Annotated in this window: 13 protein-coding genes; 1 reads left to right on the forward strand and 12 read right to left on the reverse strand. The window is 41.9% G+C overall.

What is annotated here, in order from left to right; all coding sequences use genetic code 11:
* Window positions 1–108: 108 nt before the first annotated feature.
* From G625_RS0107000 to G625_RS0107055, 11 genes are all read right to left on the reverse strand, one after another.
* Window positions 109–2,070, reverse strand: coding sequence for a hypothetical protein (locus G625_RS0107000; RefSeq protein WP_029200556.1), 1,962 nt, complete (start codon window positions 2,068–2,070; stop codon window positions 109–111).
* Window positions 2,071–2,298: 228 nt separating this feature from the next.
* The gene (locus tag G625_RS18780; protein ID WP_049895779.1) at window positions 2,299–3,219 is read right to left on the reverse strand and encodes a DUF3089 domain-containing protein; all 921 of its coding nucleotides are present in this window, start codon (window positions 3,217–3,219) and stop codon (window positions 2,299–2,301) included.
* A gap of 11 nt (window positions 3,220–3,230) precedes the next feature.
* Window positions 3,231–3,335: a prepilin-type N-terminal cleavage/methylation domain-containing protein gene (locus G625_RS23630; RefSeq protein WP_084152802.1), complete on the reverse strand. Its 105-nt coding sequence runs from the start codon at window positions 3,333–3,335 to the stop codon at window positions 3,231–3,233.
* A gap of 450 nt (window positions 3,336–3,785) precedes the next feature.
* On the reverse strand, window positions 3,786–4,532 hold the full coding sequence (locus G625_RS0107015; RefSeq protein ID WP_029200557.1) for an N-acetyltransferase: 747 nt from the start codon (window positions 4,530–4,532) through the stop codon (window positions 3,786–3,788).
* Window positions 4,533–4,594: 62 nt separating this feature from the next.
* Window positions 4,595–5,641: a nucleotidyl transferase AbiEii/AbiGii toxin family protein gene (locus tag G625_RS0107020; protein WP_029200558.1), complete on the reverse strand. Its 1,047-nt coding sequence runs from the start codon at window positions 5,639–5,641 to the stop codon at window positions 4,595–4,597.
* Window positions 5,641–6,375 (reverse strand): DUF6577 family protein, encoded by a 735-nt coding sequence (locus tag G625_RS0107025; RefSeq protein WP_029200559.1) that lies wholly within the window; start codon window positions 6,373–6,375, stop codon window positions 5,641–5,643. Before G625_RS0107025 ends, G625_RS0107020 begins: the two co-directional genes overlap by 1 nt.
* A 196-nt stretch (window positions 6,376–6,571) precedes the next feature.
* Window positions 6,572–6,886, reverse strand: a complete 315-nt coding sequence (locus G625_RS0107030; protein ID WP_156885061.1) for a hypothetical protein — start codon at window positions 6,884–6,886, stop codon at window positions 6,572–6,574.
* 21 nt (window positions 6,887–6,907) lie between these two features.
* On the reverse strand, window positions 6,908–7,231 hold the full coding sequence (locus tag G625_RS21130) for a helix-turn-helix domain-containing protein (protein WP_084152800.1): 324 nt from the start codon (window positions 7,229–7,231) through the stop codon (window positions 6,908–6,910).
* Between the two features lie 329 nt (window positions 7,232–7,560).
* Window positions 7,561–8,961: a class I SAM-dependent RNA methyltransferase gene (locus G625_RS0107045; protein ID WP_029200561.1), complete on the reverse strand. Its 1,401-nt coding sequence runs from the start codon at window positions 8,959–8,961 to the stop codon at window positions 7,561–7,563.
* 238 nt (window positions 8,962–9,199) lie between these two features.
* Window positions 9,200–9,517: a hypothetical protein gene (locus G625_RS0107050; RefSeq protein WP_029200562.1), complete on the reverse strand. Its 318-nt coding sequence runs from the start codon at window positions 9,515–9,517 to the stop codon at window positions 9,200–9,202.
* Between the two features lie 90 nt (window positions 9,518–9,607).
* Window positions 9,608–12,157: an ATP-dependent helicase gene (locus G625_RS0107055; protein ID WP_029200563.1), complete on the reverse strand. Its 2,550-nt coding sequence runs from the start codon at window positions 12,155–12,157 to the stop codon at window positions 9,608–9,610.
* Between the two features lie 246 nt (window positions 12,158–12,403).
* Here G625_RS0107055 and G625_RS18790 point away from each other — a divergent pair, with 246 nt between their 5' ends.
* On the forward strand, window positions 12,404–13,036 hold the full coding sequence (locus G625_RS18790) for a DUF1836 domain-containing protein (RefSeq protein ID WP_242826607.1): 633 nt from the start codon (window positions 12,404–12,406) through the stop codon (window positions 13,034–13,036).
* A gap of 28 nt (window positions 13,037–13,064) precedes the next feature.
* Here the strand turns inward: G625_RS18790 and G625_RS0107065 are convergent, their stop codons facing one another.
* Window positions 13,065–13,373 (reverse strand): YerC/YecD family TrpR-related protein, encoded by a 309-nt coding sequence (locus G625_RS0107065; protein ID WP_029200564.1) that lies wholly within the window; start codon window positions 13,371–13,373, stop codon window positions 13,065–13,067.
* Window positions 13,374–13,463: the final 90 nt, after the last annotated feature.

Consider the following 13,463-nt stretch of genomic DNA (forward strand, 5'->3'; position numbering starts at 1 on the left):
GTCCAATTAATGAGCCGTGGGGACGGAGTTAGTAGGCCGCTTAATGGGCCGAGAACCCCGTCCCCATGGTCATTGTCTTAATGGGTTTGTGAGACGGGTGTGTGATCCTCAACTAAAAAACTTGGAATGGGTATAGGTTTTTCCGCTGAATTCTGTTACAGGCCACTCTTTAGTTTTCTCTTTTCCCTGATTTTGTGTGGTGACTTTGACGGTGTAGCGGGGCATGCCTTCGGAAACAGTCATTTTGTACATGGCGCACCGCTCCTTGTTCAGGTACTTTGTATAGGTGAGCTGCTTATCACCCTCGTATACATCAGCCGTTGTATCATTCTGTAATGCAACAACCAGAACATCGTTCTCGGCCCCTTCCTCGATTACTTCCTGCATGTTAAATACATTCCGTGTCCAGATCTGAGGGTCTACTGCAACAAAGAAGACTGCGTCTTTAGGAGCATACTCCATAAACTTTCTGTAGTCGCTTGCTCTTCCCGAGTCTGCAAATGTGCAGTAAGCATTCATGGCACCATCAAGTCTTTCGGGCATTTCGAAAACTTCTTCATAGGTTTTACTATCCCCTGATTTGATTGCCGAACATCTTACTTTTTTGCCACCTTCTATGAAGGCAAGGTCCAGGATCTCATCATAATTCGAATGATACATGAGATCTCCGCAAAGGTCTATTACGTCATTCCCCTGTGAATATATGGCAGTCGTGAAATCATCATCAAGCCAGATAAGGTTTGTGCCTTGTATGGTCTCCGGGCAAAGCTCACCCAGGAATCTGTCATATATATAATACTCACTCATGTGCGGACTCACATGGCAATCTATGATCTCTTTTCCGTATGCATGGAACACGTCCATGATGGCATTGCCTGCACCCAGTTTGGAAAGGTCATAAAACTTGTTTTTAAAGTGGAATGTCATTCCCTCGAAGCTTATTTCCGGCTCCAGGTCTCCGAGATCATACATTCCGTAGAAGGCATGATCCACCTCTTCGATGTCCTTGAGACTGCCGTCTGAGTTAACTGTCAGCCTGCACATATATCTCGGGAAATCCAGCTCGAGATTGTATTCGTTGAGGAGCAGCTTCTTGTTTACACTGTTGGAATACTTATAATATTTGGAACCCATTTCCTTTGGCATGAATGCCGCTGCGGTATATGGGTTTCCGGTGTATTCATTTTCATCATCCCAGGTAAGGGGCTTCATCTCCTGAGCCCAGATGCCGTTATCGTCGGCTTTCCATATCCATGCGTAAAAGCTGTCAGTTTCGGCAGAAGCATTGGCAGCCTTACTGCTCTCTCTGTGCATGATAAATGAGTTTGAGCCAAGTGAAAATGTCTCATCCGGATATTTGGGATCCTGGAACAGCACGGAACTCATGAAGGAATCTCCGTTTCCTGTCTCCTCCATGTATATGTAGTCTTCTCCGTCGCAGTTTCCGTAATAGAGCTTCGCATATGTGGAATCGTATCCGTCGTCCGGAGCAAGATATCCCGTATCGGGAAATGTCATCTTGTCCAGTCCCGACACACTGAGAGCAAATGACAGAGGTACGTTCTCTTCTCCCATATACTGGTGGTCCGGCGTGAACACTCCGGTGCATCTTTCATCAGAGCCTGTGTATCCATACTTGAAATATCCGTTGTCCGATATTTCGATATGAGCGTAATCCTCATGAGTGACAGGATTTGTGAGATTCCATTCGCCGGACATGAAGGTGAAAAGGTCTTTTTCCGAGGCGGGGACTTTGAGGGTTTCTAAGTCGGATTTTGTGGTTGAGTCTGACTCTGTTGCTTGTGAACCTGAGTCTGCTTTTGATCCTGATTTTGATTCTGAGCCTGTTTTGGACCCTGAATATGATTGTGTTTTGGCTCCTGAGGAGTCTGCATTTTCCGCAGGATCACTTTTCCCGGCGCCTTCACTTCCGGCGCCCTCACTCTGCCGGGTACTCTCTTTCTGCAGTGTGCTGTCTTTCGCGCTTTGCGGTACATTGCCTGCGCATCCACCGAGGAGCAGGCCGGCTGATATCAGCATTGACGCTGTTAATAAGGTCTTTTTTCTCATTTTTCTTTTCTCCACTTCCTTTGATCCATGTTCTATGGACTTCAAGTAAAAGTATATCGCATTTTCAGGGCTGTGTGGGCGGGGTTTATAGGGACTTTTGATGGAAATGACACGCAGAAGAACTATAAAACGTAATCTGCGTGTCTTAACTGGTGGATTTTGGAAAGAAATGACACGCAGAAGAACGCCGGAAAGACAATTTGCGTGTCTAAATTAATCTTTGTTTTATTATCTCTTGTATGCCGCAACTCTTTTTGCTACGTTGTCCTTGATGTTGTTATAGTAAATCTGGTATTCGTCCTCGTGGAAGCTGTCAGGGCCGAAATATTCAGTCATCTCAGAGGCAGGGAAGTTTGCATTTGTCACAACCACACCACGACCGGGAACAACCTGCGCATCCGCACCTATGTCCTTAATCTCATACTCTTCTGCTTTTTCGTTAAATACCAGTGACCCCAGATTCTCGCTTGCCGGAGCGTACGTGTCATCAAGCTTCCAGTTAAGGGGGTTAATGCTTATGGCGTTAGGCATTACCACCACGTTATTAGCATTGGTCTCCACATTCTTTGGTCCTTCAGTGTTCCAGCTTACGATACATCCTGTATCACTTTCGCCGGTAGCAAACTTCAAATGCGGATATGTTTCAAGGTCTTCCTTTGTGACTGAGAAGCCTATTAAATAGGCTGCCACCATACGCTCATAATATTCAGGATGATCCTTGAAGTAATTCTTCAATACATACTTAACTATTCCGGAGCCCTGACTGTGTCCGGCAATGATAAACGGGCGTCCATTGTTGCATTTCTCGAAGAAGTAATCAAGGGCAGCCGAAATATCATCGTAAGGTATCCCCGATATTGCCGCGTCAATGCCTCCTGTCTTCTCACGGATCTCTCCTGCGTGCCGCATGCTGCTTTGTCGATAAAATGGGACAAATACATTTGTAGAATCTTCATATGCACTTGCATTTGTCACATATTCGCCAATTGCACCCATTACCATTTCCCGGTTGTCTATGGTGGCGTAAGCGGGATCATCCTTGCCCTGTCCCATGTACGCCGTCGAGTAAATGTAGAACGTGTCCACATCCTTGGTGATTTCCGGAAAACTCAGCCAGCTTTCTTCTTTGGAATAATCAATTTCACTCATTCTTTCTCCTCCTAATCTATAAACACATTTATTATGGCGACTACGATCAACAGCTCTGCCAGTGTAAAACCTTTTTTTATTCTTTCTCCAAAAACTGTATCAGTCTGTCTCTGAATTCATGATAATACGGTTTTTCAATCATGATAACATGAGAACCACCGTCAATCACCTGAACCTCTGAACCCTCCGGTAACTCGACTATTTTGTTTACGGCGGCAGCAATGTCATCTGAGGCATAATCAGAGTCGGGAACAAAGCCGTCTACAACAGTTTCAGACTGACCAAATCCCGCAATATCAAGTCGTCATACGCTATAATCGTCCTGAGCCAGTTTTCTCACCAGACTGTAATCTTCATAATCAGTATCAAACTCATTTGACGAGTACGTAACTCCATGGATAAGCAGGATGTCCTTACAGGTTTCATATGTCTTATTGAATCCATTTTACCAATTATCCGTCTATTTTTAAATGAAATTATTGAATAATCACAACCACCCGTTTGACGGGTGGTTGTGATTCTCCAATATTCTTTGTATGATGTTGGTAATCACAAATTTGAAAATATTACTGTCCGATAAGTTTCAGAAACCTTTTTTCATTCATCTGCTCATTTGTGACATACTCCCCATCATGAAATAAAGCATAGTTCGTCACAGGAGTCGGAGCATTCTGAGCTTCTTCTTTGCTTTCAATATGAATAGCATGGAATGGAATATTATTTTCTTTTGCAGTCTGCTCCAGAACCGGAACATACTTTGCATTGAACGGGCACTGGCTTGTGTAATACAAAACATAGCCCATCTCTTCTATATGTGGATGCCTTGCACATTCCTTAAATCTCGGAGCATCCGTCCCCTTATCAAATGGAAAATACCATAGCTGAATACCATTATCTGCCTCATCAGAAACGGAGAAGCCCTTGTACTTCAAATACTTCGGATCAGCAAGGAACGGTTTTTTCTTCTCGGCGCACAGAATACAAAGTCCTTTCTTCCCCTTTTCCTTGCTATCCTCTATGCAGGCGTTAAGCAGATCCGTTGAATATCCATGCCCCTTGAAAGACCCAGACACCCACATGCAGTCAATATACATATATCCCTCTGCCTCAATCGGAATCCATGCATATTCTGCAGGAATATATTCAATGAAGCACTTACCACGCTCGGCACTTTTAAGAAAGACAAGTCCCTCATCAAATCTATCCGCAAGCCAGGCTTTCTTTGAAGATACCTGTACATCTTTATTATTGGAAATAGCGCAGCAGATATGCTCTTTTTCCAGATTATCCTTTGTTACCCTGATATAATCCATGCTCATTTCTCCTCGTATCAAATATTACATAATTAATAAGGACACAACACGACATTCTCTTATTATTCTTCAAAATCCTTTAGTAGCTCAATGGCTTCAACAGCATATGCATAGCCCTCCGATGTTAATCTCTTTATTTTTGAAAGCTTTTTGTATTTTTCAGATGTAATAGGTCTTTTAAAGTATCCTTCTGGATTATCTATTCTTTTTATTTCAGAGTCAGTCAATACACAAGCTGCCACATACATTACCTTACATGCTCTGGCCACAGCCATTTCAGCGGTAAATTTCCCATCAAAAATATGATTATCTATCGCTCTTATACCAGATAAGTAATGCTCGTAATCCTTGCCTATCTGTCCTCTTCCAGCCACGCAAGCAGCTGCATCTATTGTATCAAGTAATGCATCTCTATAAGTTATGTCTTTCTCTCTGTATGATATTTCTGACTGAACTGTTGCAATATAGGAATCATGCACATCTTTATAGTTTTCAAATACATCAAACAGACACGATACATCATACATCTGCTTAATAATTTCAAGTTCTTTATCTATACCAAAAGGAATACCTGTTGTATGTGGTGCAAATGCCGTAAGCTTATCACCCATTATACAATCAGCTGTTGGCATTGTTACATTAATATAGGGTTCTGCGGTTATAAGCAAAGGACTCTTTATCTGCCTTTGAGTGATCTTTGCATAATGATTCTCCTCAAAAAGAATATCCAGTAATATATAAAATTCCCTTCCATAAGCCGGAGAGTCATAAGTAAACTTATAGTGCCTTTTTTCGATGTTACCTGCTCTATTTCTTTTTTGTTCTTCCTTAGCTTTAAAAGGAATAATCTTTGATGCCTCTTCAATATATTTTTCAAAATCTGTTCCTGGATCAACAATGATATCAATATCAGTAGATAACCTCATAGGGGAATCCAACAGTAAAATAAGGCAGGTGCCTCCTTTGAATATAAATGGAAGACCCACTCTGGCAAGTGCCTCCAGTAATCCTAAAGCATAAATACATCTTTCAAGAATAGTCTTATCTACTTTTTTTGAACCTCTTACATCTTCAATATGCTCAAGAGAAAAGTTCTGTTCTAATATCATCAATCTTCTCCCAACAATTTAATACTTGTATGATCTTTAATATATTTAATGAGCTCATTCTTTTTATTCCTGCGTCTTGCATACCTGAGCATCTTAGTCTGGTCTATATTATACTTTTCAAATATTGTTTCTAGCGCTTCCGGGTAATCTCCCTTAGAAATCATACTAATAAGAGTTTTGTTTGCAAACATCTCAACAATAATCTTCTCTATAGGAGTCTCATAAGCATTATTCTTCCCTTTAGGACTTTCACTAATCAAACGTTCTATAATAATACTGTCCGTTTGCAAATAATACTGCAGTTCCTTAACTGATGGTCTTAATAGCATCTTTCCACTATAGTCATCAGACAGAGATGTATATACAAACTCACACCCATCATTTTCTACATCTAGAAATATCCTGTTATGTGAAACCAAATGATTTAAAAACTCGTTTAGCCACGTAATCTCCCACACCTGAAAATTTAAATATGGGAATTTTTCCTTAACATCTACAATTATTTTATTTGCCTCATCTGAATAAACAGGACTATATTCCTGCTTATTACTACCCTTACGGACATAGACATTATGCGCGATCCTTACAATACTACCATCAACTATCATAGCTTCCATTAGATTTCTCATGTCAGATTCTTTGAAATCTTCTTTTGTACTAGAAGCAGCATAAAACACATCTCGTCTTGTAAAAATATTTTTATATATTCTATCTAAAATAATGCTGGTATCCATTGATATAACCTTTCTTATCAACTTGAACATATATAATTAATCTAAATTTAACTATTTACCCGTTTTGGCATTTTTTTATATTTTTGCCAATATGGGTAATGTAATAATATAGGTTTTTTTGCAAAGTATCAATACCCATTTTGGCAAATATTATTTTTTTTGCCAAAATGGGTATTATGAATTTCAATTGTACCAATTAAATGTTAGCCAATATGTCTATTATTCCTACAAGAGCCGATTCCCCAAATAGACAAACCAAACGCGGAAAAGCCCCAATTAACGAACCTCCAATCATCCCTTCTGCAAAAAGCTTCCAGTCTATGGGATGACAAAATAATCCACGTATAGCTCCTATTATTATAAATCCACCAACTAATCCAAATATTTTATCAAATATGCCGCCAGCAAAATCAATCACATAGACAAGTACAGACAAAATAATCTGAACCGGAAGCAAAGCTATCTTAATAATCAAGTGAATAATAAAACCTATACCCTTAAGTATCGTCATAAAAGCATCCATATCAACGTCCTATTTTTGCAGCATCTTTTTCATAATTTCTAATATTTCTTCCTGCTCATTTACTTCAAGCTTCATAAAAAGCTGGTAGTACTTTCCAAATCTATGCATACGTTCTATTTCATTTTGATCATTTCCAAAAAGGATCCAGTCTGTCGACACCTTATATAAATCAGAGAATTTCCTTATTTCATCTGCTGTCACTGCCCTTTTCCCTGCCTCAATGGCACTTAGCGTTGGTCGGGACATTCCCATGCTACGTGCAGCATCTTCCTGATGCATTCCAATATTGTTTCTTGCTTCCTTTAATCTATAACTAAAATCTTTGCCCATCATCCGCCTCTATGTCAGCATTTCTGACATCAATAATATACCACATCTCTCTGTCAATGTCAGCATTTCTGACATGCTGGATAAAAAATTTCAGACTCATGATTTTCATGAGTCTGGATTCATGATGCCCTTTTCAGGTTAAGCATTCATTCTATGCCATTGTTCAAGTAAAGATATTATCTGCATTTCCATTTCCCTGCTGTAAGTTAGGCGTCCTTCGACGATAATATTTTGTTTTATCTGACAGATTATGGTTTTGCACCTACGGTCCGACCAATCGGTCTTATCAAACGTGAAATGTTCGTAAAAGTGCGTAAATTCAAGGATTTCTTCTAGTTCTGTTTTTGTAGTAACGCTATACACTCGACATTGTTTGTGCGCGGAAACATATCAACAGGACAAAGCTTCACAACCTTGTATCCGGCAGCCTGAAGCGGGGTCAGGTCCCTTGCGAGACTGGAGGGCTTGCAGGCAACATATATCAGCTTCTCCACGCCATAATCTATAATTTTTGCGAGAGCCTTAGGATGAATGCCGTCTCTCGGAGGATCAAGGATGATGAAATCCGGTCTCGGAGCGTCCTCATAGGTGCCGTCTTCTTTAATGAGCCTGCCGCCCTGCTCGATAACCTTAAGTACATCTCCGGCGATGAAATCGCAATTGGTGACTCCGTTAAGCTCAGCATTTTCTCTTGCCGCAGTAACGGCTTCCTTAACTATCTCCACACCGATTGCCTTTGAAGCAACACTGCTCATGAGCTGTGTGATGGTTCCTGTTCCTGAGTAAAGGTCATAGATCACAGGCTTTTTAATATCTCCACTTTCCTGTTCCTTTCGAAGCTCACTAAAGCCTGCGTACTCTCTTACCTTGCTGTAAAGCTTTTCAGCTCCCAGAGAGTTAGTCTGGAAGAAGCTGAAAGGTGTGATCCTGAATCTGAGTCCCAATATCTCTTCATAGAAGTAATTCTTGCCATAAAGCACGGTGGTTCCCATATCGGTGACTGCATCGGCAAGGGAATCATTGATAGTATGAAGAATACCTGCGAAGGTTCCCTCTATTTTGCCTTCCTCCTTGAGTCCTAAAAGCATATCCTTCCAGCCCTCAAGAACCTCCTCTTCTGATACAGATGGCTTGACTCTTATGTATTTGTCCGGCTCTGGCTTTTTATGCTTCTTCTGAGCCTTGGGACTGTATCTTCTGTTAAACCACTCATCAAGCTCCTTTGCCCGCTGCTCGATCACTTCCTGAGGAGCCGGAACTCTCATGGCACTGTCCCACTGGGAAGTAGTCACGAGGTCCACAAGTATCTCCCCTGTTTTAACAGCTCTTCTGAAGAGAAGATGTCTCAGATACCCTTCATGCGCTTTCTTATGCTCATAGGTGATCTCAAGTTTTGAGAAGTACTCTCTTGTGGCTCTGACGATATAGTCTGCATCCTTGTGTGTAAGTGAGCAGCCGTCGGTATTGATAATGTTGAAAAAACTGTGCTTCTGGTGAAGTCCCAATGTAAGTGGTCCGTCTTTTTCCGAATCCCCGAAGGAAAACTCCATTTTATTTCTGTAGCCTTCATGTACAGGTGACGGTACTATAGGTTCAAATGTATAGTCCTCATTCCTTATGACAGGCTCTAAAAGCTCATGAAGCTGCTTTTCCTTTATTTTGATCTCGTCTTCATAAGATGTTCCCTGATAGTAACATCCACCACATCTCTCTGCATTGGAACATAAATTCATGAAAAAATCTCCTTTAATAAATACAGAATCCTTGCGGATTCTTTTGAACCGCTCAAATTTTGAATCAATTATGTGAAATATTGATATGTAGCGTCAGCCCTCGTGAAGCGATTTTCAATAGGCTGACGTTCCCGGTACCGCACGGCTCCCACGTTTAAAAATCGTGGGTTACAATAAAAGAGTCTTCCAACTCCGAAAGAGTCAGAAGACCTTTTAAACACTAATCTCTAAGCTTCGGTTAATCCTCAACAACTACGTCATCATCCTCTTCAGGATCCTCATAGTCATCATAGTCCTCAAGATAATCAGGAGCCACGAAACGGTATACTGCATAAGCAATACATGCTATTGATGCAATGATCCCGATAACTGTAAGAACCGAAAGGAACAGTTTTTTAAGCTTTTCATCTTCTCTCTTCTGCTCCATGTAATTCTGCAGCTTCAGTTTCTGCAGGAGAAGATCTGCCTGATCTTTTGCATCATTTCTGTAGCTTCTGAAATTATGTGTAAGTTCCTTTGCATTATCTCTTAACGCTTCGATATCAAATCTGTCCATGAGATACCTCCGATCTTTTATGTATATGAGGAAATTATATCATTTATGACGTATTTTTGCCATTAAACCGAGAAAATAATAAAAATATTGTTAAATCTTCTTCAGCTTGGCAAAGCTTGCAAACATCTTTTTCTGTCCGGCCTTTTCGAAATCCACAGTTACTTCGTAATCCTTTTTACCATCGACTATGGAAAGCACAGTTCCTTTTCCGAACTTAATATGACTTACGGTGTCACCGACTTTATAGTCAAGGCTGCTAAGCTTCTGTACGCCTGTATTCTGAAGACTCTTTGGTATTCCGGAGCCTGACTTTCTGCCTGATCCGTAGGAGGAACTGCTTCTGCCTGTATAGCCCGTTGAACCCATTCCGCTGAGACCGTAGCTGTTCACACCGAAACCGCCTGAGCTTCCACCGGAGAATCCGCCGGAACGACCACCGGAATAGCCACTGCCTCTGCCGCCGATAACATTACCGAAATCATCGTCATGGCGGTACTCGTCACGTTCATCATATCTCTGACTTTCGCGCCTGTTCTTTCTGTAGTCACCGTAACTTCCTGAACCATAGGAGCTGCCACCGAAGGAGCCACCACCAAAAGATCCGCCACCGAAGGAGCCCCTGCCAAATGCATCCGCAAAAGGCATCTCGTCTTCACCGTATCTGTTGAGTGTGCTCTTCTGACAAAGCTCATCCGGAATCTCATCAATGAACATAGAAGGCTTCATGCGCTCGTAGTTACCGTTGACCATTCTGGTTCTGGCCGAGGTCATGACCAGCTCATCCTGCGCTCTTGTGATACCCACATAACAAAGTCGTCTCTCCTCTTCCAGGTCTTCATGTTCGTTCATGGATTTATAGCCCGGGAAGAGTCCGTCACTCATCCCCACCAGATATACCTTCGGGAATTCCAGTCCCTTTGCACCATGAAGGGTCATAAGGGTAACGAGATCCGTATTATCATCCTTCCTGTCAATGTCAGCCACCAGTGAAACCTCCTCCAGGAACTCACTTAACTTCGGCTCCTCTGCATTCTTCTGATAATCCGAGGCCTTATTGATGATTTCCTCGATGTTCTGGAATCTGGTCTCTGCTTCTATGGTGCCCTCAAGCTTTATCTCGGCTCCGTAGCCCGAATCATCGCGGATGGATTCAATAAGTCTCTGGATGGAATAGCTGTCCTCATCAACAGCCTTTTCATCGAGGTAGCCGGCATAACGGAGCTTATCCTTCCAGTTCTCCACCATGTTAACAAACTCCTGAAGCATCTTGCCGGCCTTGCCGCCAATGCCGATGATCCCTGCCTTCGTAGCCGCTTCATACATAGTAACAGTATGCTCCGGAGTGGAATTGGCAGCTGCAAATACACTGAGCTTTTCAAGGGTGGCTTCACCTATGCCGCGCTTTGGAACATTTATGATTCTTTCAAATGCCACATTATCGGAGGCATTGGCAATGATCTTCATGTAGGCCAGCACGTCCTTGATCTCACGTCTCTGATAGAAATTCACGCCGCCGATTATCTGGTAGGGAACATTCATCTTGATGCACTGCTCCTCCAGAAGTCGTGACTGGGCATTTGTTCTGTAAAGGATTGCCTGGTCGTGATAGGCTCTTCCGCAGTCCTTTACCTCACGGATAACAGCATTAGCCTCATCATTGGCACCGTCAAATTCCTTAAAGGTGACATCCTTTCCGCCTTTATGGTCGGTCCAGAGGCGCTTCTGCTTGCGGCCGGTATTGTGGGCGATGACAGCATTGGCACAATCAAGGATCTTCTCCGTTGAACGGTAATTCTGCTCAAGCTTGATCACCTTCGCCCCGGGGAAGCTCTTCTCGAAGGAAAGGATGTTCTCGAGATTTGCGCCGCGGAACCTGTAAATGCTCTGGTCATCATCACCTACCACGCAGATGTTTTTGTACTTGCCGGCAAGCTTATGGACGAGGTTAAACTGGATGTCATTGGTGTCCTGATACTCGTCAACCAGAATGTACTTAAAGCGCTCCTGATAGTACTCGAGAACCTCCGGCTCTGTATCGAAAAGCTCAACGGTTTTAAGGAGCAGATCGTCAAAGTCCACAGCATCATTCTGGTGAAGCTTTTTCTCGTAAAGTTTAAAGCACTCTGCTATCTTCTTTTCATTGTAATCTCCGGCTGAAATCTGATCGCGGTACTCCTCCGGTGTCATCCCCTCATTTTTTGCCTTTGAGATGGCAGACAGCACCGCGCGCTCCTTCAGGTTTTTTGGGTCAATGTTTAGCTCCTTAAAAACCTGGCGCATCACTGTACGTTGGTCATCCGTGTCGTAAATTGAAAAGTTTGAAGTGTACCCAAGTCGGTCTATATGACGACGAAGGATACGAACACACATCGAATGGAAGGTAGATACCCAGACCTCTCTGCCCCTGAGTCCCACTATCTTGTCAACTCGGTCTCTCATTTCTCCGGCTGCCTTGTTAGTGAAGGTTATGGCCAGAATGTTCCAGGGCTGCACACCGCAATTCTCTATAAGATATGCTATACGATGTGTCAGAACTCTGGTCTTTCCGGATCCGGCACCGGCCAGTACAAGTAAAGGTCCCTCAGTTACCCGTACGGCTTCACATTGCTCTTTATTTAAAATACTTTCAAGATTTTCCATGATTCTCCTATATAAATATTTTTCTGAAATGAAGGAACTATGCTCTCCGGGATCTCATCAGGCTCACCCGGATATCAACGTGACGTAGTTCATCTTCATCTTTTTATCAAAACATATGTTGGTAGATTATAGCATAAGTCTTTCTCTTTCGCTACGTTGTTAAAACTTTTAATTAAACGTAGTTTTTAAAACTACGTATTGTAGCAAAAAATAGATTATGTTATACTTTATCGCATGGATAAAACAATGATTGATGAAATAATTAAATATTTCCACTCCCTTAACTATATAAAGTCCGAGGATATTCCGAATCTTGATCTCTATATGGATCAGGTTACTGGGTTTATGGAGAGAAATCTGGATCCTATCAAGCGGCATCACGATGATAAGGCATTGACCAAAACCATGATCAACAATTATGCCAAGAACAAGCTCCTGCCGTCTCCTGAAAAAAAGAGATATAATCGGGATCATATGCTCATACTTCTCTTTATCTATTACTATAAGGGCATGCTTCAGCTCAATGATATCGAAGCTCTGTTGAAGCCATTGAATGACAAATATTTCGGCGGAAAATCTTCCATCAGTCTCACAGACATCTACGATGAAGTCTTCACCATGGAGGCTTCCGAAAAGAGCCGTATCTTTAACGAAGTTGAAGAAATGAACAGGATTTCCCTTCGTTCCTTCAGTGCTGAGGATCCGAAATTCAGAGAGCTTTCAGACGAAGACCGCGAAGAGCTCCAGCTTTTTTCATTTATGTGCGAGCTGGGTATGGATGTGTTTATAAAGAAGCTTCTCATGGAAAAAATAGCCGATAGGTTACATGAGAAAGAGCTGGAAAGAATGAATAATGAAAGAGCAATGAAGAAGAAATAAAGAGATGCAGCCTTCCGGCTGCATCTCTTTATTTCTTCTTCAGATTATCCTCAAATCCAAGCCTCTCAAATACCATATCGTAACCGTCGGCACCGTAATTCAGTGAACGGTTAACTCTTGAAATAGTAGCTGTTGAAGCACCGGTTGCCTTCGCGATATTGAGATAAGTTTCACCTTCTCTCAGCATCTTTGCAACCTCATAACGCTGTGCCATACTGAGAAGCTCATTGATGGTACAAACATCTTCAAAAAATTTATAGCACTCTTCCTTTGATTTTAAAGTTAGGATCGCGTCAAATATATGATCTACTTCCTTGGTCTTTAATTTGTCGTTCATGTCAAAACCTCTGCTATTATATTTTAAAATGTTTAAAACGCACAAACACTTTAGTGTTTTCACGCGTTAATTTGTGCGCTTTTACACTTT

The sequence above is a fragment of the Oribacterium sp. NK2B42 genome (assembly GCF_000424445.1).
Lineage (GTDB): Bacteria > Bacillota > Clostridia > Lachnospirales > Lachnospiraceae > Oribacterium.

Excerpts from the sequence above, each read along its gene's own strand:
- G625_RS0107050 (WP_029200562.1), bottom strand. The coding sequence starts at position 9,517 with ATGGACAGATTTGATATCGAAGCGTTAAGAGATAATGCAAAGGAACTT.
- G625_RS18780 (WP_049895779.1), bottom strand. The coding sequence starts at position 3,219 with ATGAGTGAAATTGATTATTCCAAAGAAGAAAGCTGGCTGAGTTTTCCG.
- G625_RS0107025 (WP_029200559.1), bottom strand. The coding sequence starts at position 6,375 with ATGGATACCAGCATTATTTTAGATAGAATATATAAAAATATTTTTACA.
- G625_RS0107055 (WP_029200563.1), bottom strand. The coding sequence starts at position 12,157 with ATGGAAAATCTTGAAAGTATTTTAAATAAAGAGCAATGTGAAGCCGTA.
- G625_RS0107045 (WP_029200561.1), bottom strand. The coding sequence starts at position 8,961 with ATGAATTTATGTTCCAATGCAGAGAGATGTGGTGGATGTTACTATCAG.
- G625_RS0107030 (WP_156885061.1), bottom strand. The coding sequence starts at position 6,886 with ATGACGATACTTAAGGGTATAGGTTTTATTATTCACTTGATTATTAAG.
- G625_RS0107015 (WP_029200557.1), bottom strand. The coding sequence starts at position 4,532 with ATGGATTATATCAGGGTAACAAAGGATAATCTGGAAAAAGAGCATATC.
- G625_RS0107065 (WP_029200564.1), bottom strand. The coding sequence starts at position 13,373 with ATGAACGACAAATTAAAGACCAAGGAAGTAGATCATATATTTGACGCG.
- G625_RS18790 (WP_242826607.1), top strand. The coding sequence starts at position 12,404 with ATGATTGATGAAATAATTAAATATTTCCACTCCCTTAACTATATAAAG.
- G625_RS21130 (WP_084152800.1), bottom strand. The coding sequence starts at position 7,231 with ATGATGGGCAAAGATTTTAGTTATAGATTAAAGGAAGCAAGAAACAAT.
- G625_RS0107020 (WP_029200558.1), bottom strand. The coding sequence starts at position 5,641 with ATGATATTAGAACAGAACTTTTCTCTTGAGCATATTGAAGATGTAAGA.
- G625_RS0107000 (WP_029200556.1), bottom strand. The coding sequence starts at position 2,070 with ATGAGAAAAAAGACCTTATTAACAGCGTCAATGCTGATATCAGCCGGC.